Below are 21,209 nucleotides of genomic sequence, written 5' to 3'. Positions count from 1 at the left end.
ACGCCGCTGTGCAGATGCCATCACCGGAGCGGGAATGCGCGGGCAATGCGGCTTGATTGCTCAGTAGAGCGTCGGATCGGACCCTGTACCGGCTGCTTCGCGTTCCAACTCTATCCGGCGTTGAAGCTTACGGATGGCGATCCGTTTCAGATCTGTCTGGGAAGCAGAAGACGGTCCGAAGGCCGACACCTCGATACCGGTCGCGGCATCCATCGCGATCACCTGGACCTGACGGCCGATCGAACGGAATTCAAGATAGATCTCGCCGGAGTTCGGCTCGCGACTCATTTTATCGATCCTTGCGCGCAGGCGCCCAGAATCCACGAAACGCCGGTCTTATCAAGGCCGGCGTTTCGCAGTGAACATAAATGATCGGGTCGTCAGGCCGGAAAACCGCGTCAGAGACGGGCCTGTGTACCGGTGCCGTAGAGATCGTCCCGATTGTAGATGTCTTCGCGGAAATGCACGACGCCGTCCGCATTGGCCCATGCGGTGACATAGGTCAGATAGAGCGGGATCTGACCTTTCAGCTTCACGTCTTCGCGCTCCCCGGTGCGGATGACCGAATCCACGCGGGTACGGTCCCAGTCCGGGGTCGTCGACTGCAGAAGCCATGTCACAAGCTCGCGCACGTTCTGAACACGCACGCAGCCGGAGGAATGAAACCGGTAGTCTTCGCCGAACAGCGTCTTGGACGGAGTGTCGTGCAGATAGACCTGGTGCTTGTTGTGGAAGTTGATGCGAACGGAGCCGAGTGAATTGTCCGATCCCGGATCCTGGGTGAAGCGGTACTGGGTCGCCTCTTCGGTGTTCCAGTCGATCTGCTGCCAGGACATTTCGTTCCCGCTCCAGTCGAAGATGCGGATATTGTTCTTCGCCAGATATTGCGAGTCCTCATTCATCTTGGGGATCAGATCCTTGCGGATGATGGAGACGGGCACGGTCCAGTAGGGATTGAAGTTCAGCTCGTAAATCTTGCTGTTCAGGATCGGCGTCTGACGGTCGATCTTGCCGACAACGGCGGTATGACGGGAGCGCACGCGGCCGTTCTCAACCGCTTCGATCTCGGCAGCCGGAATATTCACCATCACGTAGCGGTCGCCAAGGAAACCGGACATGGAGCGCATGCGGATCATGTTGGTTTCAAGCTGGCGCAGACGCACATCGGCGGGAATGTTCAGTGCGGTCACCGTGCCCTCGCCCATCACGCCGTCCGGGATCAGACCGTGACGAAGCTGAAAGCGGCGCAGGGCCGTATCCACGTAGGAATCGAACGTGTTGGAAAGGCCTGCCTGCTGCTCAAGATCGCCGGAAACGATCAGGCGGCGGCGCAGTTCGACAACGCGCGGGTCTTTCGCACCGATTCTCAGAGGCTTGCCGCCGGGTGTGACCATACCCCAGCCGCCGGCCTGCACGATGCGCTGATAGCGGTCGATGGCGATGGCGATGTAATCCGCCGTTTCGGGCGACAATGTCGGCGCGGACGACTTCACTTCCTTGATGTTGTCCGTGGCGATGTCGAAGTTATCGGCCCACTCGACCTGCTGGCCGGAGGATTGCGCCTGTGCCTGGGCACCTGCCAGAAGCGGCGCCACGATCCCGAGAGCGCACAGTCTCCCGAGCGTCCGCCGGGTAATCCATCCGTGGTGAAGCTTTATCCCGAACTGCCCGGATAAAAGGTTCATTGCCGACCCCATCTTGCTGCGTTTCACGCGCTGACTTGTCTCAAGAGCACCTTCCGTTCGGTTGAAAGCGAACAACGTGCCCTAACACTTTAAAATCAATCAACTACCGGACGAACAATCGGTTCCGACCGGACATCCGCTGATCTCGTGCCTGAGGCCCTGGTGACGAGTGAATACGCACCGAACCGCATTTTTCCAGCTTCGAGTCCTACCGGAAGGGAGTTAACAAATCGCTCGATTTTTTAACCGTCATCTTGCTGGAAGCACCGCACAAAGCCATTTCAATGTGACCTAAAGATGTCGGTAACAGCAACTCGTTTCCGACATGTCTTCAACAAGGATATTTTGCAAGAATTCGGCCGCCTGAAAACGCAAATTCGCGTGAGGCGCCAAAAAGAAAGCACCGCCCGATGGGCGGTGCTTATCGTGTCTGCTGTCTGCCGTTAAAGGCGGTACAGGATCTGGTCGGTCCAGAACCGCTCGAGGCGGCGAAGGGACTTGTTGAGAACCGCGAAGTCCTCGGGTCCGATTTCACCGACCTGCTCGACCGACAGAACGTGACGCTCGTAAAGATCGTTGACGATCTTCGCCACTTCCCCACCCTTTTCCGTCAGGCTGACGCGAACGGAGCGACGATCCATGCGGGAACGCTGGTGGTGGATGTAACCGGTTTCGACCAGTTTCTTCAGATTGTAGGAAACATTCGATCCCAGGTAATAACCGCGCGTGCGCAGCTCACCTGCCGTCAGTTCCGAATCGCCGATGTTGAACAGCAGCAGTGCCTGCACGCTGTTGACATCAGACCGGCCCATACGATCGAACTCATCCTTGATAACGTCGAGAAGACGTCGATGCAGCCGCTCTACGAGCGTAAGAGCCTCGAGATAAAGCGGCTTGATTTCCGCTTCTTCGCTCTGACTCGGTGCAACAGCGTCAACTGCCCTGTTTGCTGTAATCATTGTAATTGCGCCTCTTCAAGTACCTGTCGTTCGACGGATATTGTTCCCGCCTTACTAAGCAATTTAACCGACCGATTCTAAAATCTGCTTAAGAGACACGCTGAATCATTGGTTAATTTCAAAGAGGTCTTTAGGAAGCCCATTTAATACTTTGTTTATGATGATCCTCGCAGGAACTTCACAATGGCAGAGAAATCCTTGCTTTCACCACCCGAGTTGCAGAACAGCGCATAGAGAGCAGCCGCTTCTGCACCGAGCGGCGTTGCCGCCCCGGAGGAATTGGCCGCTTCCTGTGCCAGTTTCAGATCCTTGAGCATCATCGCGGCAGCGAAGCCCGGCTGGTAGTCCCGGTTTGCAGGGCTGGACGGCAGAGGACCCGGCACCGGGCAGTAGGACGTCAGCGCCCAGCACTGGCCCGAGGCGGTGGAGGAAATATCGAAAAGTTTCTGCGCGTCCAGTCCGAGCCGTTCCGCCAGCACGAAGGCTTCTGACACGCCGATCATGGAAATGCCCAGGATCATGTTGTTGCAGATCTTGGCAGCCTGACCGTTGCCGGCACCGCCTGCATGCACGATCGTCTTGCCCATGATGTCGAGATAGGGCCTGGCCGCCACGTACGCATCCTCGGTGCCGCCGACCATGAAGGTCAGCGTCCCGGCGGCTGCTCCGGTGACACCCCCGGAGACCGGAGCATCGACCATGGGCATGCCCACTTCGGTCGCCGCCGCGATCACCGCGCGGGCGCTGTCGACATCGATGGTCGAACTATCGATCAGCAACGTGCCCGGTTTGGCATTTTCCAGAATGCCGCCCTCACCCTGATAGATCTGGCGCACATGTTTGCCGGCCGGCAGCATCGTCACGATAACGTCGGCAGCCGCCGCGAGTTCGGCAATGCCGGCCGCCTTCTCTCCGCCGGCATCGGCATGGGCGGACATGGACTGCTCGGACAGATCGAAGCCGAGCACCCTGTGTCCCGCCTTGACGAGATTGACCGCCATCGGGCCACCCATGTTGCCAAGCCCGATGAAACCGATTGTCTGTGCCATTGCGTTTCTCCCGAAAGAAAATTTGTATTATTTTTGAATCTGTTATGCGAAGCGGTTCACGGCCGGAATCAACGGGACCGGATAACCAGCGAACCGGAACCCGTGCCCGTATCAGCCGGACCCGGCGCGGTTTTCCTTGTCCATCAGGTAATACAGAACGCCGAAGATCGCGATTGTCAGCAGGTAGAAGGCAATCTCATAAGGCCGCCGGCCATAGAGATCTGAAAAAGCCGTATGCATGACGATCTGGCTGAAGCAGCGGAACAGCCACATGACCGTACCCCAGGACACTGTCAGCCAGAGGCCCGTCGCCGCGACAAGGTCCAGCACCGCGAAGAAGACGATTGCACCCTGAAGAGCCACCGGCATGTCCCAGAACCACAGGCCGCGCCATTCGAGAATGCCGATAATCCGCGCCCAGTAAATAACGCCGCCGCCAATCAGAAGAATTGCGATCGCACGCAGGTACCAGACCAGAACGGCGCTCCACGGCGGGCGCGAGTCGATCAGGTCCTGAAAACTGGTAATCATGGGCGGTCCGGTCCCGGTCTAAAGTGGAAGATCTCCAACAGTCGGTTCCACGAAATACGACGCCAGATCAGCCCTGTCCACCTGACTGAAGTGGGAAGGCGTCCATTTCGGATCCTGGTCCTTGTCGACCAGCACGGCACGAATGCCTTCGAAAAAATCCACGCCCTGAAGGATGCGGCACAGGATGCGGTATTCGAGCCGCATGCATTCCTCGAACGAAAGCTGCGCACCGCGCTGCATCTGTTCAAAGGCGATCAGCACGCTGGTGGGAGATTTCTGGCGGATTGCTTCCACGGTCTTTTGCGCGAAGGCATCCTGTGAGGCCTCCAGGCGTTCGAGAATCTCCTCGACCGAGCCTGCTGAAAACGCCTGTTCGATCAGATCGGCGTTCTCGCTCAACGGCCCCTTTTCCGGCGTGACCAGATAGGGTGCCAGGGCCGCGCCGATGTCGCTGGCGGTTTCCAGCGCCTTTTCCAGATCCGGCAGGGATGCTTCGTCGATTGCGTGGGTCAGAACACCGGTCGCGAGTGCGTCGCCCTGCTTCATGCGTCCCGCGCTCAGGGCGCAATAGACGCCTGTTCTTCTGGGCATGCGCGGCAGAAACCAGGTGCCGCCCACATCCGGAAAGAAACCGATTGCCGTTTCGGGCATGGCGAACAGCGTCTTTTGCGTGCCGACGCGGTGGCTGCCGTGTACGGAGACGCCGACACCGCCGCCCATGACGATCCCGTCGACCAGGGCAACGTAAGACTTCGGATAGGCCTTGATCTGCGCGTTGAGAAGATATTCGTCGCGGAAAAAGGCGCTGAGCCCGTCAAGCTGTCCTGCCTGGCGGGCATCATAAATGCTGCGGATGTCGCCACCGGCGCAAAAGGCTTTCTCGCCGGCGCCCGTGACGACCACGTGAGCCACATCCGGATCTTCGGCCCAGCGCTCAAGCTGGGCGGCGAGCGCTGTGACCATCGCGTGATTGAGCGCGTTCAAAGCCTTTGGACGGTTCAGCGTGACAAATCCGGCCAGGCCGCGTTTTTCAAACAGGATGTCGTCGGTCATGCAGGCGCCTCACGGAATAGTGGAGTCGTTTCAGGAAGTAACGGGAACCGCTTCACTCAGTCCTTGAGAAGCTGGCGGGCGATGATAAGCCGCATGATCTCGTTGGTGCCTTCCAGGATCTGATGGACCCGGACATCGCGGAAATAACGTTCGATCGGATAGTCCCGCAGGTATCCGTACCCGCCATGAAGCTGCAGCGCATCATTGACCACCTTGAAGCCGGTATCCGTGGCAAGACGCTTTGCCATGGCCGCGAGCCCGGTGGCATCGGCGGCTTTGCTCTCCACGGCCTGCGCGGCCTTGTGCAGCAGCAGACGGGCGGCTTCCAGTTCGGTCGCCATGTCCGCGAGGCGGAACTGCAGGGCCTGGAAATCGGCAATCGGCTTGCCGAACTGCTTGCGTTCCTTGACGTAGGCGAGGGAATAATCGAGGCAGGCCTGCGCCGCCCCCAGCGAGCAGGCGCCGATATTCAGGCGCCCCCCGTCCAGCGCCGCCATCGCGATGCGGAAGCCCTGCCCTTCTTCGCCGACCAGATTGGCCTTGGGAACCCGGCAATCGGAGAAATTCACTTGTGCGGTAGGCTGGCTCCTCCAGCCGAGCTTGTCCTCGTTAGCTCCGAAGCTGAGGCCCGGCGTATCCTTTTCCACCAGAATGCAGGAGATGCCCGACGGGCCCTCGCCTCCGGTGCGCACCATAACCGCATAGAGGTCGCTCACGCCGCCACCGGAAATAAAGGCCTTGGAGCCGTTCAGAACATAATGATCGCCATCCTCTTTGGCGCTGGTGCGCAGGCTGGCCGCATCCGACCCGGACCCGGGCTCGGTGAGGCAATAGCTGGTCAGGAGGTCCATGGCGCACAGCCGGGCGAGGTATTTTTCGCGCAAGGACTGCGACCCGTAGGTGTCGATGATCCAGGACACCATGTTGTGGATGGACAGATAGGCGGCCGTCGAGGTGCAGCCTCTGGACAGCTCCTCGAAGATCAGCGACGCATCCAGCCGGGTCAGGGCAGAGCCCCCGACATCCTCACGCACATAGATGCCGGCAAAGCCGAGTGCGGCAGCCTTGCGCAGGGTCGGAACGGGAAAATGGCTCTCCTCGTCCCATTCCTTGGCGAAGGGCGCCAGTTCGTCACGTGAAAAGCTCGCCGCCATGTCCTGAAAGGCGCGCTGATCTTCATTCAGAGAAAAGTCCACGGATTGTCCTCCCAAGCGCGGCGGAGACCGTGGCCTCCCGCCGCAATCCCTTTCGCAATAGCCTGTCATTTCACTGTCTGGAAAGCACTAAAGCATATTTGACGCTCACGTCAAACAAACTCTTTTTCGTCATTAAATTCAGTTGTTTTACAGGATGTTGGAAAGCTCAGATCTGCGTGATAGATTGCGGCTCACACATGCGGAAACGCAGATTCACCATCACGCTCATCATGCAGACAGGGTCCATGTCGTCCAGATCCCAGATTCCGCCCATCACCCCAGACCATATGGATACGCTTCTGGCAGGCACGCGCATGCGCCGGAACCGCCAGACGGACTGGTCCCGCCGCCTGGTGCGCGAGAACACGTTGACGGTAGACGACCTCATTTGGCCGGTCTTTCTGGTCGATGGCGAGAAGGTGCGCCAGCCCGTGGCCTCCATGCCGGAGGTCTTCCGCCTTTCGGTCGATGAGGCGGTGCGGGAAGCCGAACGCGCCGCGCAACTCGGTATTCCGGCGATGGCGCTGTTTCCCTATACCGAACCCGAGTTGCGCGACGAAACAGGCTCGGAAGCGCTGAACGCGAACAATCTCACCTGCCGCGCCCTGAAGGCGATCAAGGCCGAAGGGTTCAATCTCGGGCTGATGACCGATGTGGCGCTCGATCCCTATACCAGCCACGGCCATGACGGGCTGATGAAGGGGGAGACGATCCTCAACGATGAAACCGTCGACCGGCTCTGCCGTCAGGCGCTGGTTCAGGCGGAAGCGGGATCGGATGTCATCGCGCCGTCCGACATGATGGACGGACGGGTCGCCGCCATCCGCCAGTCCCTCGACGGGCAAGGCTTCCGGGATACGCAGATCATGGCCTATTCGGCCAAATACGCCTCCGCCTTCTACGGTCCGTTCCGCGATGCGGTCGGCTCGTCCGGAACGCTGAAGGGCGACAAGCGCACCTACCAGATGGACCCGGCCAATACGGACGAGGCCTTGCGCGAGACGGAACTCGACATCGCGGAGGGCGCCGACATGGTCATGGTCAAGCCCGGCCTGCCCTATCTCGACATCGTCAGGCGCATCAAGGACACCTTCCAGGTACCCACCTTCGCCTATCAGGTCTCCGGCGAGTACGCGATGATCAAGGCGGCCGGGGCAAATGGCTGGCTGGATGACGAACGCGCCATGATGGAAAGTCTGATGGCCTTCAAGCGCGCCGGCGCAGACGGCATCCTGACCTATTTCGCTCCGAAAGTTGCCGCCATGCTGGCGGACGCCAATTGATGGATGCCGCAGAGGCTGAAAACGCTCCGGTGACTCTGGAGGAGATCCTTCAGGCCGCCGAACTGATCAGGGGCGCGGTGCTGGAAACACCCTGCCTGCCCGCCCCGCGCCTGTCTCAGCTCACCGGCGCGGATGTCTTTGTCAAATACGAGAACATGCAGGTCACCGGCGCCTTCAAGGAGCGCGGCGCGCTGGTCAAGCTCGCAAGCCTCGACGCGACCAAGAAGGCGCGCGGTGTGATTGCCGTTTCGGCCGGCAACCATGCGCAGGGTGTTGCCTATCACGCAGGCCGCCTCGGCATTCCGGCAACCATCGTCATGCCGGTGCTGACGCCGTTCGTGAAGATCTCCGCCACCCGGGGCTACGGCGCCGAAGTGGTCTTGGCCGGCAACACGCTGGCCGAAGCCAAGGCGGAAGCGGACCGGCTGGCGGAAGAGCGCAATCTGGTCTGGGTGCATCCCTATGACGATGCGCATGTGATCCGCGGCCAGGGCACGATCGCGCTCGAAATGTTGGCAGCCCAGCCGGATCTCGATGTGCTTGTGGTGCCGGTCGGCGGCGGCGGGCTGATTGCCGGCATGGCGACGGCTGCGAAGGCACTCAAACCCTCCATCGAGGTGATCGGCGTCGAGACGGTGCTTTACCCGGGCATGTGGGGAGCCCTTTACGGCAAGGAGGTTCGCTGCGAGGGCGCGACCATTGCCGAGGGCATCGCCGTGCGCGACATCGGCGTGCTGACGACCGAAATCGTCAGGAAAACGGTCGACGATATCCTGCTGGTTTCCGAAAGCAGCATCGAACAGGCGATCAACGCCTATCTCACCCTGCAGCGCACGATTGCCGAGGGCGCGGGCGCCGCCGGCCTTGCCGGACTTTTGAGCGAGCGGGACCGGTTCACCGGCAAGCGAGTGGGCCTCGTTCTGTGTGGCGGCAACATCGATCCGCGGCTGTTGTCGAAGATCGTGGTGCGCGAACTGGCCCGGGACGGAAAACTGGTCTCCATCCGCATCGACACCCCGGACCGGCCGGGTGTTCTGGGCGAGATCGCCACGGTCATCGGCGATCTGCAGGGCAATGTCGTCGACGTTGAACATCACCGGCTTTTCCTCAACGTTCCGGCCAAGGGCGCGACGCTGGACGTCACCTTCGAGGCGTTCGACCGCCCGCATGGCGAACGCATCGTCGCCGCGCTGCGTGAACGCGGCTACGGCGTGCGCTATCTGGAAATCGGCGAGCGGATGGAGTGAACCGGAAGAGCGGCAAATCTGCCGCTCTTGTGCGCAAGAGAACGCGGGATTTGCGAATCCCGGCGAAAGTTCCCACATTCAAGCCATCACACAACCGGGAGCCGGATCATGTCAGCTGAAACTTCATCGCAATACGACCGTCAGGACGTGTTCGACGCCGCCCTGCATCCGGACCTGTTCTCAGGCGTGCGCAGCCGCCGGATCTTCGCGTTTCTGATCGACGTGATCGCGATCGCACTGCTGACCCTGGCGGCCGGGGTGCTGGTGTTCGTGCTTGGTGTCTTCACGCTCGGCCTCGGCTTCCTGCTCTACGCCATTCTGCCGACCGCCGTCGCGCTGATCTATGTCGCCTTCACGCTGGGCGGCCCTCAGTCCGCAACACCGGGCATGCGCGCCATGGGGCTGGAAATGCGCCTCTGGTATGGCGACCGGCCCTATCCCCTGCTCGCGGCGGTCCACGCCATCCTCTTCTGGTTCTCCATCTCCCTGCTGACACCGCTCGTCCTGCTGGTCTCGCTTTTCTCCGACCGCAAGCGCCTGCTGCACGACATGGTGCTGGGCGTGGTGGTGATGAATTCGGCGTATTACCGGGAATATGTGGCGGGGCGCGACTGAGGCACGCCGTTATGGACGGTATCTGGGATCACGAACCGGACCATGGAATGAGGGTGAGACCCACGTGAGCGGTTCCTGCGGGACATATCGTCCTCCTCCGATTGACTGATTGATATATGAAACATATACACTTCGTATATCGCTCAGCAAGGAGAGGCATCCATGGGCATCGTGAAAATCGCAGACGAGTTGCATGAGGAAGCCCGCAGGGCCAGTACGGTGATGTGCCGGTCAATCAACGCGCAGGCCGAGTTCTGGATGAAAATCGGCATGCTGGCCGAAGCCAATCCGTCCCTGTCTTTCAACGACATCGTGAAGATGCAGCTGGAGGCGGCCCATGAGCCGCATGCGGATTTGGCGGTCGCCTAGATGGTCAAGACCCCCGACGATCTGGCACTCATGCGCGTGTCAGGCAGATTATTGGCATCCGTTTTCGAAATGCTCGACGGTCAGGACCTTGTCGGCATGTCGACATTGCAGATCAACGATCTGGTCGACCGCTTCATCACCGTGGACCTCGCCGCCCGTCCGGCAAGCAAGGGGCAATACGGCTTTCAATATGTCCTGAACTGCTCGATCAATCATGTTGTCTGCCACGGCGTGCCCGATCCGGGCGAGATAATCCATGACGGCGACATCATCAACCTCGATATCACCCTCGAAAAGAACGGCTTCATTGCGGATTCGAGCAAGACCTACCTGGTCGGCAATGCCCCGCCTGCCGCGCGGCGGCTCGTGCGGGTTGCCCAACAGGCGATGTGGAAAGGCATCAAACAGGTGCGGCCCGGAGCACATCTGGGAGACATCGGATTCGCGATCGAACGGCATGCCAAGAAGAACGGCTATTCGATTGTGCGAGAATATTGCGGGCACGGCATCGGCCGCAATATGCACGAGGAACCGCAGGTGCTCAATTATGGGCGACCGGGAACGGGTTTGAAGCTGTGCGAGGGTATGGTCTTTACCATCGAGCCCATGGTCAACCAGGGCACCCGCAAGGTCTCGACCGAGGGCGACGGCTGGACGGTCGTCACCAATGATCAGAAGCTCTCCGCGCAATTCGAGCACACAGTGGCGGTCACGGGCAATGGCGTCGATGTCCTGACCCTTCGCCGCGACGAGTTGCTTGCGGGCAGAGTGTGATCACCGGCCGCGATATGTGCACTGCGCAAAGCAGCGTGCGCCTGAGGCGCACGCTGCAAGGTAAGAGATCATTCCGCAGGTAGACGCGTGTCCTTGCGGATGATCCGTTCCGGCAGAACGAAGGCCACGGCAACGAAGACCAGACCCAGCAAGATGCCGAGAGTGTCGCCGGGCAGACCGGTCAGCCCCGGGTAATCCGTGCCGGGGATTGTTCCCAGCGTTGCGTTTCCGCCGAGAATTGCGTCAAGAAGGCCGGTGGCCTTGACGGCGGGATAGGTCGCCATGTAGGCGGCGGCACCCAGAAGACCGCCCGCTATGAAAGCGAATGCATCCCGGCGGCCCGCGCCGGCGGCGACAACGCCGGTTCCCGGGCAATAACCGGCAAGCGCCCAGCCGACGCCGAGCATCAGGCCGCCGACAAAGACGCCCAGATAAGCCGTTTTCACCGACATGTGGCCGACATCGACGATGCCAAGCATCTGCCCGCCGAACATCAGCACAGACCCGACACCGATGGCCAGCAGGATCGCCTTCATCAGCTTGAGGTTGGTGAGGTTGAGCATGCGCCCGATCACATTCGGGCTGGAAGCGCCAATGCGGTCCAGAACCGCGCCGAAGGCACCACCGATCACAAGCGCGAGAATGATTTCCATGGGTTACGCCTCCTCTTTATAGAGCATCAGGGCGGTGGGAACCGCCGCGGCGAAGGCGCCTGCAGCAAACAGATAGCCTGACACCGCCGTCTGCATCATGCCGGACATCATGTGGCCGGAAGTGCAACCGCCCGCCAGCCGCGCGCCGTAAAGAACGATGAAGCCACCGGCGAAGGCCGCCGCATAACGCTTGATCGGGCTGTCGCCGAAGTTCGCCTTCCAAAGCTCCGGGACGCGGCGCTCCGCAGGGCCCACGCCGCCGCGCTGCCAGGCCGAGGCGGCACCACCGAGCAGCATGGCCAGAACGAAGAGGAAACTGTAATTCAGCGGGTTGGCGACCGCCTTGGCGTATTTTCCGCCCGACTTGGCAAGGTAAGCGTTTGTCGCCGTATAGCCTTCCTCCGTCTGTGTCACCACAGCAGGATCGACTGCGTCCCACAGCACTCCGTCGAGGATTACGAACTGGGTCGAGACCCCGATGGGCTTGACCAGCAGCACCGCCGCGAAAAAGACCAGCCCCAGGGCCAGCCCGCCTGTTTTCCAATCCAATGTCATGTCAGCCTCCATATATATTCATTTATTCGAATATATTTAACTACATGGAATTGGCTTTGATTTCTGTCAATTTTCCTCGAAAATTCGGGAATTTGGCGTGTGAGGAAAATCATCGAATGGACGGGCGCCAGTTGGAACCCACCGGCGTACGAAAAGTTGTTTCACTTTAAGAACATTCCATCGGTGATTGTTAATTTTACAGATACTCAACCCGATTAAGTTGTACCTGAGAATAATAACCGCGCGCCATCTGCCGGGCATCCCCGCTCACCAACCAGCCGCAAGCGGTCCCTGCGCGCGAGATAATTTCCTGGCTGAATCTCTGGGAGGAGACACGCATGACATCTATAAAATTCAAGATATCGAACCAGTCCGGCAAGGACCTCTATGTCTATGACTTCAATTACGGTTCGCAGTCCAAGGTCAAGCCACTGGGCGGTGGGCCACTGAATAAGAAAGATACGCTTTCGCTAAAACTGGAGCCCAACGCCGAACGGCGTATCTATTTCGCCGAGCAGAGGTTGAAGGAGAGCCTTGAAATCGGGAAGGCGCCCGATCCCTTCAATATCGGGGTGGACGGCTCGGTGATGTTCTCCTTTGCCGAATACAATTATGACCCCGGAAATAACCGCTACACTGTCGACCTCTCCTATATCGATGTCTTCTCCTACCCGGTGACGATCCAGTTCTCTGACCTGGGCACCTACAAGGGCGCAGTCGCAGGGCACGAGTACGGCCCGAAAAGCGTCAAATCGATTCTGAAAGAATTGGGTGAGCAGAAGGATTACGATTGGTCCGCCCTGGTCTGGCCGCTGAAACACGTGAAGAGCCAGTGGGGTCAATTTCCTGATGGAATTCATCGCGTCATCGGCCCCAACACCGCCTGGCAAGGCGAGTTGGAAGGCTCTAAAATCGGCCCGTGGGTGCCAACCAGCTACAAGAACTTTTTCTCTTCCCTGCCCAAAAGCGGAACTCAATTGTTCGGCAGCGAAAGCAATTGGAAAGGGTGGCAAAGCCTGACGCAGTCGGCCGCAAAAAGTCCAAGCGACACCGGCTATGTGAAGGCCATGCAAGCCGCCGCAAAACGGGATGCAAACGGCAAGTACGGTTTTTTCTGTTATCCAAAGGACAACACCGCCGGCGAATTTACATGGGTACCGGACAGTGCCCACAGCCAGATCACCGTATACCCCTTCAAATAGGATCAGGAGACGGTACTGCTACAACAACTGATGCCGTGCGATGGCCTTGCAGGTCATCGCGGGCACTTTCTCTCCAGCGTGTCCTTCACGCAGGAGAGTGTTCGGCGGCTGTTCAGTTCAGAACGGCAATCGAGAGGTTCAGCAGCCCGGCGAAGGCGACCCAGGCCGCGTAGGGCAGGAACAGCAGCGCGGCTGTGCGGTCGGTGTTCCAGGCGCGGGCGATGAAAATCAGAACCAATGCGAACAGCACGGCAATCACAGCGAATGCCGCCCAGATCTGATGGAGCGCGAAGAATACGGGTGTCCACGACCAGTTGAGAAACATCTGCGTACCCCACACGCCCATCAACAGGCTGCGCGGCGCAGAGCGGTAGACACGCCAACCGGCGACGGCGATCAGGACATAGATGACCGTCCAGACCGGTGCGAAGACCCAGTTGGGCGGATTGAACGGCGGCTTTCGCAGCGCCTCGTACCACGGCCCCGGGGCAGACAGGGTGCCGATCAGGATTCCCACGCCGACAACGGCGACTATGAACAGCACCAAAGCCGGCAACTGGCGGCGCGCCGGGCGGCGAGTATCAGATATCTTCATAAGCACCTTAACGCGCTTCCAGCCGGAAAGTTCCGCCGGCGTGGTCATTTTCAGGGACTTCTCCGCGAGATAGCGCTGACCATGGGGCCGTCGACCAAAATTTCTGCCCCTCGCCGCCGGCAGACCCACACTTTTTGTGCAAAGACGCCCGGCTCCGGCCTGACCCCGAACTATCTATGCCAATCTGGTGACTTGCCTCTTTCAATACCGTGATCGCCTGTTTTAAAGTGCGCGCTCGTCAGGATCGGCGATGCAGTCCTTGGGCAGGTGAATGGAAGCAGTAGATATTGCGATGACGCTGACCTTCTTGGTGATTGCGTCGACTGTGGTTCTCTACGCCATCGAGCGCTATTCAATCGAAACAATCGCGCTTGGATCCGTTGCCGCCTTTATCGTCATCTTTGCGATCTTTCCGGTCAGCAAACCGGACGGATCGCCGGTTATAGCGGCCGATTTTCTGGCCGGGTTTGCCAATCCGGCGCTGATCACGGTCATCTGCCTGCTGATCATCGGCCAGGGGCTGTTCCAGACTGACGCTCTGGAAGGTCCCGCCAAAGCCATCGTGCGGATGACGCGCGGCCGCTCGCACCGGGCGGCAATCCCCATTCTGATCGTGGTTGCCGCGCTCAGCGCGTTCCTGAACAACACGCCCGTGGTGGTGATGTTCCTACCGATCCTGACCGCTGTCGCGGCGACCGTCGGCCAGTCCCCTGCCCGCGTGCTGATGCCGCTCTCCTTCATTGCGATCCTCGGCGGCATGACCACTCTGATCGGCTCCTCCACCAACCTTCTGGTCGCCAATTATGCCGCGCAACACTCCGATCTCAAGCTGACGTTTTTCTCCTTCACGCCCATTGGCCTGATCGTCGCCGGCGCCGGAGCAATCTACGTCCTGTTCCTCATGCCGCGCCTTCTGAAAACCCGCAAGACCATGGCGGAGGAGTTTCAGGCGACTTCCGGCAAACAGTTCATCGCGCAGATCGAGATCACCTACGGTCATCCGCTTGTTGGAGTCGAAGCGGTCTCCGGCATGTTCCCGAAGCTCAAGGACATGACCGTGCGCCTTGTGCAGCGCGGCCAAAAGCCGCTCCTGCCGCCGTTCGAAAATGTCGTGCTGTCGCCCGGCGACACGGTGATCGTCGCCGCGACACGCACCGCGCTCGCCAATGCGCTTGCCCGGCGTCAGCCGCTCATGGAAGCGGAATCGGACGGGAACGTCGCCGGCCGGGAACCTTCCGCCGCAACACCCGGGTCCATCAGCCTGGCGGAAGTGGTCGTAGCGCCTGCCTCGCGCCTGATGGGCAGGACCTTGCCGCAATCGGGCTTCTACAGCGAAACCGGCTGCCTGGTGATGGGCATCCAGAGGCGCAGCCGCATGCCCCGCATGGCGATGAACGACATTCGCCTGGAGGCAGGGGACGTGCTTCTGGTTGCCGGCAAGGAAGACGAGATCGGACGCCTGCGCGGCAACCGCGACGTTCTGCTGCTCGACTGGTCGACGGCGGAATTGCCCAGGCGGCGCTACGCTCCGCAAGCGCTGATCATCTTTGCCTGTGTGGTCGCGCTTGCCGCCAGCGGCCTGGTGCCGATCGTCTCGACCGCCGTGGCTGGTACCTTCGCGATGATCGCGTCGGGCTGCCTGAACGTCCGTCAGGCCCTGCGCGCCATCGACAGCCGGATCTTCATGCTGGTCGGCGCCTCGCTTGCCGGCGCGGTGGCGCTGGAATCGACCGGAGGCTCGACGGCAATCGCCTCGGCAATGGTCAATGTGCTGCACGGCGCCTCGGCGCCGGTGATGTTGTCGGCGCTTTTCTTCGTCGTGATGCTGCTGACAAATTTCCTGTCCAACAATGCGGCAGCCGTCCTGTTCACGCCGATCGCGATCAATCTGGCCGACCAGATCGGCCAGAAGCCGGAGGCCTTCGTGGTCTGCCTGATCTTTGCCGCCAACAGCTCCTTCGCCACCCCCATCGGCTATCAGACCAACCTGATCGTCATGGGGCCCGGCCACTACAGGTTCATCGATTTCGTGCGCGCCGGCACACCGCTGGCTCTTATTTTATGGTTGACCTTCTCTCTGGTCGCGCCATGGTATTACAGATTGTAAATGTGGAGGAATGCCGGAGAGCATCGATCATGGTTCATCGCTCTTTGGCACGGGATCAGGCCTTGAGGTTTCGCGGGACATTACGGTGACACGGCACCCAACGGATCATCCGCAATTCTATCTGACGGCGCCTGCGCCCTGCCCCTATCTCGAGGGTCACCAGGAGCGCAAGGTCTTCACGCATCTGGTCGGCCACAATGCTCCGGCGCTCAACGAGGTTCTGACCCAGGGCGGGTTCCGCCGCAGCCAGAACATTGCCTATCGGCCGGCCTGCGAGAAATGCCAGGCCTGTATTTCCGTGCGCGTCCGGGTGGACGATTTCAAGTGGACAAAGTCCCTGAGGCGTGTGTGGAAGTCCGGAGCGGATCTCGTCGGAGCGCGCCTTCCGCCAAGCCCGTCGGCCGAGCAATACGACCTCTTCCGCGAGTATCTGCAGGCCAGACACGAAAATGGCGGCATGACGGAGATGAGCGTTCTCGACTACGCGATGATGGTCGAGGACACCCATGTGGAGACGCTGGTGCTCGAATACCGTCGCCGCGGGCCTGACAGTTTCCTGACCGGAACCGGGGACGGACCGCTGCTCGGCGTCGCACTCAGCGATCAGCTCTCCGACGGGCTGTCGATGGTCTATTCCTTCTACGATCCGACCTATGAGGCAACCGCGCTCGGCACCTACATGATCCTCGATCATATCAACCGGGCGCGCAGGTTGCGTCTGCCATACGTCTATCTGGGCTATTGGGTCGAAGGCTCGGCCAAGATGGCCTACAAGGCACGCTTCCGGCCGCAGGAACATCTGGGACCGAACGGCTGGGTGGTCGTCGACGCGGACGCGACCGTCAAGGAATGACACTCCCCTATTGACGGGCGAAGTACAATTTTCAGGGAATATGCAGGCGGATCTTGTCAAAGACGGATCTGAACATCTCTTCCGTCAGGCGCCCGGTGTTGGTGTTGTAGCGTGAGCAGTGATAGCTGTCGAAGAGGTCCATCCCGTATCCGGGCAACTCATGCTGCGCGCCGTGGCCGAAGGGATATCGCGCCCTTTTGAGGTCTAGTGCGGTCAGAAAGGTCTCATGGGCGATGCGTCCGAGCGCCAGAACCGCGCGGATGGACGGATTGGCGGCCAGTGTCGCCAGCAGATAGGGCCGGCACGTCCTGATCTCCTCGCCGGTCGGCTTGTTCTGCGGTGGCAGACAGCGGACCGCATTGGTGATCAGGGCGTCGTTCAGCGTCAGCCCGTCATCGGGCCGGGCACGATAAGTGCCCTCCGCGAACCCGTAGTCGAGCATGGTCTTGTAGAGCAGGTCCCCGGCATAGTCGCCGGTGAACGGACGGCCGGTGGCATTGGCGCCCCTCATTCCCGGCGCCAGGCCAATGACGAGAAGACGCGGCTTTGATGCCCCGAAGGATGGAACCGGTGCGTTGTGCCAGCCGGGATGAAGCCCCTGCAGCTCCTCGCGAAAGGCGACAAGCCGAGGGCATGCCGAACAATCCGAAGGCGGGTCGACCGGTCCCATATCTGCATTCGCGAAGATCATTTGCCGACCTTAGTAGTCGTCGTCCTCGTCATCGTCATCGACGTCCGCCGCCATCTGCGGGCGCACGGGGCGCTCGGAAGGGTCACGGCCGATCTTGTTGGCAAGGCTTGCCAGATCAATGAAGTGATCCGCCTGCCGGCGCAGGTCGTCGGCGATCATGGGCGGCTGGGTTTTCAGGGTCGAGACAACACTGACCTTGCGGCCCTTGCGCTGCAACGCCTCGACCAGCGAACGGAAGTCGCCGTCACCGGAGAACAGCACGATGTGGTCGACGGACTCGACCAGCTCCATGGCATCGACGGCAAGCTCGATATCCATGTTGCCCTTCACCTTGCGGCGCCCGGCGCTATCAACAAATTCCTTCACCGGCTTCGTGATGACCTTGTAGCCGTTATAGTCCAGCCAATCGATCAGCGGGCGGATGGAGGAATATTCCTGATCTTCTATCAGCGCCGTGTAATAGTAGGCGCGCAGAAGGTAGGCGTGTCCCTGGAACTCTTTCAACAATCGCTTGTAGTCGATGTCGAAACCGATGGCTTTGGCCGTCGAATACAAGTTGGCTCCGTCAATGAACAAAGCAACCTTTTCTCGAGCGTCAAACATCCTATTTGAAACCTTTCAGAGTGATATGTGCTGTTTTTTAATTTGCGACGGCTTCCCAGGCTTCCCGCAGCCTGACATTGCTAGTCCAATACTTTAAACAACACATATTTGCTGTAATGGGACTGCTAATTTTCGCAACTCCAGACAGCTTATATTTTTGTTTTTCCCGAACGGTCCTTGATTCTCAGCAAGTCCGTTCAGGTGCCCTACACCATTATATTGGACAGCCGCAACGCAAAAGCGAGAGCCGATTTGAAAAAGGCTGCGAAAATTCGGCACAAAGCCTCAGTCCTCTCCCAATGTAGCACACACCACCCGTCAGGTCTGGCGGGGGGTTGCTTTTTGGAAACGTGAACACTATACGCTGTTTCTTCAAGTTCCTTAAACCTATGGAGACGTCGAATGGCGCGCGTGACCGTCGAGGACTGCATCGACAAGGTCGAAAACCGGTTTGAGCTGGTACTGATTGCTGCGCATCGCGCTCGCATGATTTCCAGCGGCTCTCCGCTTACGATCGACCGCGACAACGACAAGAACCCCGTCGTTGCCCTTCGTGAGATCGCCGAGCAGACCGTCAGCCCGGAAGACATGAAGGAAGACCTGATCCACTCGTTGCAGAAATTTGTGGAAGTCGATGAGCCGGAGGCAGATGCCGTGCCGGTTGTTCCTTCCGCAAATCAGCACCAGGTGACACAGGTCAATGCCGTCGATGACGGCGCGGTCGAGTTCGACCGTATGTCCGAAGAAGACCTTCTGCGCGGCCTTGAAGGCCTGGTTCCGCCGGAGCGAACCGACGACGTGTGATTTTTCGTCACAGGCAGGCCTGAAGCGCGTCCGGTCCCTTCCGGCGCTTCGGCCTGTCTTTCTTTTTCATTCTGCTGATCTCCCGGCCGGTTGCCGGGTTCGGTTGCTGCCATGATGCGTCAATACGAACTCGTTGAACGGGTTACGCGCTATAATCCGGAAGCGGACGAAGCCTTGCTCAACAAGGCTTACGTCTATGCCATGCAAAAGCACGGCAGCCAGATGCGCGCATCGGGCGATCCCTATTTCTCCCATCCTCTCGAAGTCGCCGCCATCCTGACCGGACTGCGTCTGGATGACGCGACCATTGCCGTCGCGCTGCTGCACGACACGATCGAGGACACGGACGCCACCCGGGCGGAAATCGACAGCCTCTTCGGCGAGGAGATCGGCAAGCTCGTCGAGGGTCTGACCAAGATCAAGCGTCTCGATCTGGTGTCCCAGAAAGCCAACCAGGCGGAGAACTTCCGCAAGCTTCTGCTCGCCATCGCCGACGACGTGCGCGTGCTCCTGGTGAAACTGGCGGATCGTCTGCACAACATGCGCACGCTCCATCACATGCCGGAGCACAAGCGCGGCCGCATCGCCGAAGAGACCATGGAGATCTATGCGCCGCTGGCCGGGCGCATGGGCATGCATGACATGCGCGAGGAGCTGGAGGACATTTCCTTCCGCACACTCAACCCGGAAGCCTATGAGACCATCACCGAAAGACTGGAAGATCTGCGCGAACGCAACAAGGACCTGATCCTTGAGATCGAATCCACTCTCACGGAACGGCTCAGCGAACGCGGCATGGCGGCACTCGTCAAGGGACGGGAGAAACGCCCCTACTCGATCTTCCGCAAGATGCAGCGCAAGGCGATCGGCTTCGAGCAGCTCTCCGATATCTACGGCTTCCGGGTGACCGTCGGCACGGTTGAGGCCTGCTACAGGGTTCTGGGGGTCATCCATACGACCTGGCCGACCGTTCCCGGGCGGTTCAAGGACTATATCTCGACGCCGAAACAGAACGACTACAAGTCGATCCACACCACCATTGTGGGTCCTTCCCGCCAGCGCGTTGAACTTCAGATCCGCACCATTTCCATGGACAGGGTCGCCGAATACGGAATTGCCGCCCACGCCCTCTACAAGGACGGCGAGTTGGGCGGCCGCAATATTGCCCACTACTCGGAATCGGAAGACTTCCGCGCCTTCGAATGGCTGCGGCGGACGACGGAACTGCTCGCCCAGGGAGACACGCCCGAAGAGTTTCTGGAAAACACCAAACTGGAGCTCTTCCACGACCAGGTCTTCTGCTTCACGCCCAAGGGCCGCCTGATCGCCTTGCCGCGCGGTGCGACACCCATCGATTTCGCCTATGCGGTCCACACCGGCATCGGCAATACCTGCGTCGGCTGCAAGATCAACGGCAAGATCATGCCGCTGGTGACCGAACTCCACAACGGCGACGAGGTGGAGATCATCCGCTCGCCCGCGCAAACACCGCCGCCTGCCTGGGAGACAATCGCCGTCACCGGCAAGGCGCGGGCAGCCATCCGCCGGGCGACGCGCGAATCCGTGCGCAAGCAATATGGCGCCCTCGGCGAACACATCCTCACACGCGCCTTCGCGCGCGCCGAGAAAGCCTATTCGGAAGACCTTCTTGTCGCCGTTCTGGACGAACATCATCAGGCCAGCGTTGCGGATCTGCTGGCCGCCGTCGGCCGCGGCGACCTGAGTGCGCAAGCGGTCCTGAAATCGGCGCATCCCGATTACCAGGACGAACGTGTCGCGATTTCCGGCCCGCCCGTGGAAGAAGGCTGGTTCGACCTGAAACAGGGGCATGGCCTGAAGTTCCGCATACCGCCGGGCGAACTGGATCACGAGCGGCAGGTATCTGGCCCCGCCGACGAGAACGGTGCCGGCCCGGCCCTGCCGATCCGCGGCCTGTCCGGCGATATTCCGGTCACCTACGCTCCGGACGGCGGTGCTGTCCCCGGTGACCGTATCGTCGGCATCTTGACCCCTTCGGAAGGACTGACCATCTATCCCATACAGTCTCCCTCCCTGAAGGAATTCGACGATCAGACGGAGCGCTGGGTGGATGTCAGATGGGATATAGACGTCGATAATCCGGAGCGGTTTCCTGCGCGCCTCGATATCTCGGCGGCCAATGAACCGGGCTCACTTGCGACAATCGCCCAAGTGATCGGTGAAAACAGTGGAAATATCGACAATGTGAAGATGATGCAGAGGGCGCATGATTTCCATCAGATGATTATCGATCTGGAAGTCTGGGACCTGAAGCATCTGAACCGGATCATCAATCAACTGCGTTCCAAACCGAATGTTTCAAGCGTCAGCCGGGTCAACGGATAGCTGCGCGTCAGATTGAGGGAA

22 protein-coding genes are annotated in these 21,209 nt (G+C 59.9%); 10 read left to right on the top strand and 12 right to left on the bottom strand.

The features are described 5' to 3' along the window. Positions 1–60: 60 nt before the first annotated feature. From Q1B40_RS08245 to Q1B40_RS08215, 7 genes are all read right to left on the bottom strand, one after another. Positions 61–288, bottom strand: coding sequence for a serine hydroxymethyltransferase (locus Q1B40_RS08245; RefSeq protein ID WP_299812300.1), 228 nt, complete (start codon positions 286–288; stop codon positions 61–63). A gap of 110 nt (positions 289–398) precedes the next feature. Then, entirely contained in the window at positions 399–1,685 is a 1,287-nt protein-coding gene (locus Q1B40_RS08240) for a L,D-transpeptidase family protein (RefSeq protein ID WP_299812298.1), read from the bottom strand. 443 nt (positions 1,686–2,128) lie between these two features. Next, positions 2,129–2,644 carry a MarR family winged helix-turn-helix transcriptional regulator gene (locus Q1B40_RS08235; protein WP_299812296.1) on the bottom strand — a complete coding sequence of 172 codons (516 nt, stop codon included), beginning with the start codon at positions 2,642–2,644 and terminating at the stop codon, positions 2,129–2,131. Positions 2,645–2,799: 155 nt separating this feature from the next. After that, on the bottom strand, positions 2,800–3,693 hold the full coding sequence (gene mmsB, locus Q1B40_RS08230) for a 3-hydroxyisobutyrate dehydrogenase (protein ID WP_299812294.1): 894 nt from the start codon (positions 3,691–3,693) through the stop codon (positions 2,800–2,802). Between the two features lie 111 nt (positions 3,694–3,804). Further along, positions 3,805–4,224 carry a DUF6163 family protein gene (locus Q1B40_RS08225; protein ID WP_299812292.1) on the bottom strand — a complete coding sequence of 140 codons (420 nt, stop codon included), beginning with the start codon at positions 4,222–4,224 and terminating at the stop codon, positions 3,805–3,807. An 18-nt stretch (positions 4,225–4,242) separates the two neighbouring features. Further along, positions 4,243–5,277, bottom strand: a complete 1,035-nt coding sequence (locus Q1B40_RS08220) for an enoyl-CoA hydratase/isomerase family protein (RefSeq protein ID WP_299812290.1) — start codon at positions 5,275–5,277, stop codon at positions 4,243–4,245. Positions 5,278–5,333: 56 nt separating this feature from the next. Next, positions 5,334–6,473: an isobutyryl-CoA dehydrogenase gene (locus Q1B40_RS08215; RefSeq protein ID WP_299812288.1), complete on the bottom strand. Its 1,140-nt coding sequence runs from the start codon at positions 6,471–6,473 to the stop codon at positions 5,334–5,336. Between the two features lie 287 nt (positions 6,474–6,760). On the opposite strand from Q1B40_RS08215, the gene hemB reads away from it, so the two are divergent. From hemB to map, 5 genes are all read left to right on the top strand, one after another. Further along, the gene (gene hemB / locus Q1B40_RS08210; protein ID WP_299812586.1) at positions 6,761–7,756 is read left to right on the top strand and encodes a porphobilinogen synthase; all 996 of its coding nucleotides are present in this window, start codon (positions 6,761–6,763) and stop codon (positions 7,754–7,756) included. Continuing rightward, positions 7,756–9,003, top strand: coding sequence for a threonine ammonia-lyase (locus Q1B40_RS08205; protein ID WP_299812287.1), 1,248 nt, complete (start codon positions 7,756–7,758; stop codon positions 9,001–9,003). Before hemB ends, Q1B40_RS08205 begins: the two co-directional genes overlap by 1 nt. A gap of 108 nt (positions 9,004–9,111) precedes the next feature. After that, positions 9,112–9,618: an RDD family protein gene (locus Q1B40_RS08200; protein WP_299812286.1), complete on the top strand. Its 507-nt coding sequence runs from the start codon at positions 9,112–9,114 to the stop codon at positions 9,616–9,618. Between the two features lie 162 nt (positions 9,619–9,780). Continuing rightward, positions 9,781–9,987 carry a ParD-like family protein gene (locus tag Q1B40_RS08195; RefSeq protein ID WP_299812284.1) on the top strand — a complete coding sequence of 69 codons (207 nt, stop codon included), beginning with the start codon at positions 9,781–9,783 and terminating at the stop codon, positions 9,985–9,987. Then, positions 9,988–10,761: a type I methionyl aminopeptidase gene (map, locus tag Q1B40_RS08190; protein ID WP_299812282.1), complete on the top strand. Its 774-nt coding sequence runs from the start codon at positions 9,988–9,990 to the stop codon at positions 10,759–10,761. A gap of 68 nt (positions 10,762–10,829) precedes the next feature. Here the strand turns inward: map and Q1B40_RS08185 are convergent, their stop codons facing one another. Both Q1B40_RS08185 and Q1B40_RS08180 read right to left on the bottom strand, forming a co-directional pair. After that, the gene (locus tag Q1B40_RS08185) at positions 10,830–11,414 is read right to left on the bottom strand and encodes a YeeE/YedE thiosulfate transporter family protein (protein ID WP_299812280.1); all 585 of its coding nucleotides are present in this window, start codon (positions 11,412–11,414) and stop codon (positions 10,830–10,832) included. A gap of 3 nt (positions 11,415–11,417) precedes the next feature. Then, the gene (locus tag Q1B40_RS08180; protein WP_299812278.1) at positions 11,418–11,969 is read right to left on the bottom strand and encodes a YeeE/YedE thiosulfate transporter family protein; all 552 of its coding nucleotides are present in this window, start codon (positions 11,967–11,969) and stop codon (positions 11,418–11,420) included. 338 nt (positions 11,970–12,307) lie between these two features. Here Q1B40_RS08180 and Q1B40_RS08175 point away from each other — a divergent pair, with 338 nt between their 5' ends. After that, the gene (locus tag Q1B40_RS08175) at positions 12,308–13,171 is read left to right on the top strand and encodes a hypothetical protein (RefSeq protein WP_299812276.1); all 864 of its coding nucleotides are present in this window, start codon (positions 12,308–12,310) and stop codon (positions 13,169–13,171) included. A 112-nt stretch (positions 13,172–13,283) separates the two neighbouring features. Here the strand turns inward: Q1B40_RS08175 and Q1B40_RS08170 are convergent, their stop codons facing one another. Further along, positions 13,284–13,814: a TspO/MBR family protein gene (locus tag Q1B40_RS08170; protein ID WP_299812274.1), complete on the bottom strand. Its 531-nt coding sequence runs from the start codon at positions 13,812–13,814 to the stop codon at positions 13,284–13,286. A gap of 223 nt (positions 13,815–14,037) precedes the next feature. Here Q1B40_RS08170 and Q1B40_RS08165 point away from each other — a divergent pair, with 223 nt between their 5' ends. Further along, positions 14,038–15,873 (top strand): SLC13 family permease, encoded by a 1,836-nt coding sequence (locus tag Q1B40_RS08165; RefSeq protein ID WP_299812272.1) that lies wholly within the window; start codon positions 14,038–14,040, stop codon positions 15,871–15,873. Between the two features lie 85 nt (positions 15,874–15,958). Then, positions 15,959–16,726 (top strand): arginyltransferase, encoded by a 768-nt coding sequence (locus Q1B40_RS08160; protein ID WP_299812270.1) that lies wholly within the window; start codon positions 15,959–15,961, stop codon positions 16,724–16,726. Between the two features lie 31 nt (positions 16,727–16,757). Here the strand turns inward: Q1B40_RS08160 and Q1B40_RS08155 are convergent, their stop codons facing one another. Next, a complete protein-coding gene (locus tag Q1B40_RS08155) occupies positions 16,758–17,417 on the bottom strand; it encodes a uracil-DNA glycosylase (protein ID WP_299812268.1) in 660 nt (219 codons plus the stop codon). Between the two features lie 9 nt (positions 17,418–17,426). Continuing rightward, positions 17,427–18,020 (bottom strand): NYN domain-containing protein, encoded by a 594-nt coding sequence (locus Q1B40_RS08150; RefSeq protein ID WP_068415210.1) that lies wholly within the window; start codon positions 18,018–18,020, stop codon positions 17,427–17,429. 402 nt (positions 18,021–18,422) lie between these two features. Here Q1B40_RS08150 and rpoZ point away from each other — a divergent pair, with 402 nt between their 5' ends. Together rpoZ and Q1B40_RS08140 are read left to right on the top strand one after the other, a co-directional pair. Then, positions 18,423–18,824 (top strand): DNA-directed RNA polymerase subunit omega, encoded by a 402-nt coding sequence (gene rpoZ, locus Q1B40_RS08145; RefSeq protein WP_103224606.1) that lies wholly within the window; start codon positions 18,423–18,425, stop codon positions 18,822–18,824. A gap of 111 nt (positions 18,825–18,935) precedes the next feature. Then, positions 18,936–21,188: a bifunctional (p)ppGpp synthetase/guanosine-3',5'-bis(diphosphate) 3'-pyrophosphohydrolase gene (locus tag Q1B40_RS08140; protein WP_299812255.1), complete on the top strand. Its 2,253-nt coding sequence runs from the start codon at positions 18,936–18,938 to the stop codon at positions 21,186–21,188. The last annotated feature ends 21 nt before the right edge of the window (positions 21,189–21,209 follow it).

This window comes from uncultured Roseibium sp., assembly GCF_947496995.1.
Lineage (GTDB): Bacteria > Pseudomonadota > Alphaproteobacteria > Rhizobiales > Stappiaceae > Roseibium.
Note: the sequence above shows the minus strand (reverse complement) of the source record. Positions and strands in the feature narration are given on the sequence as shown.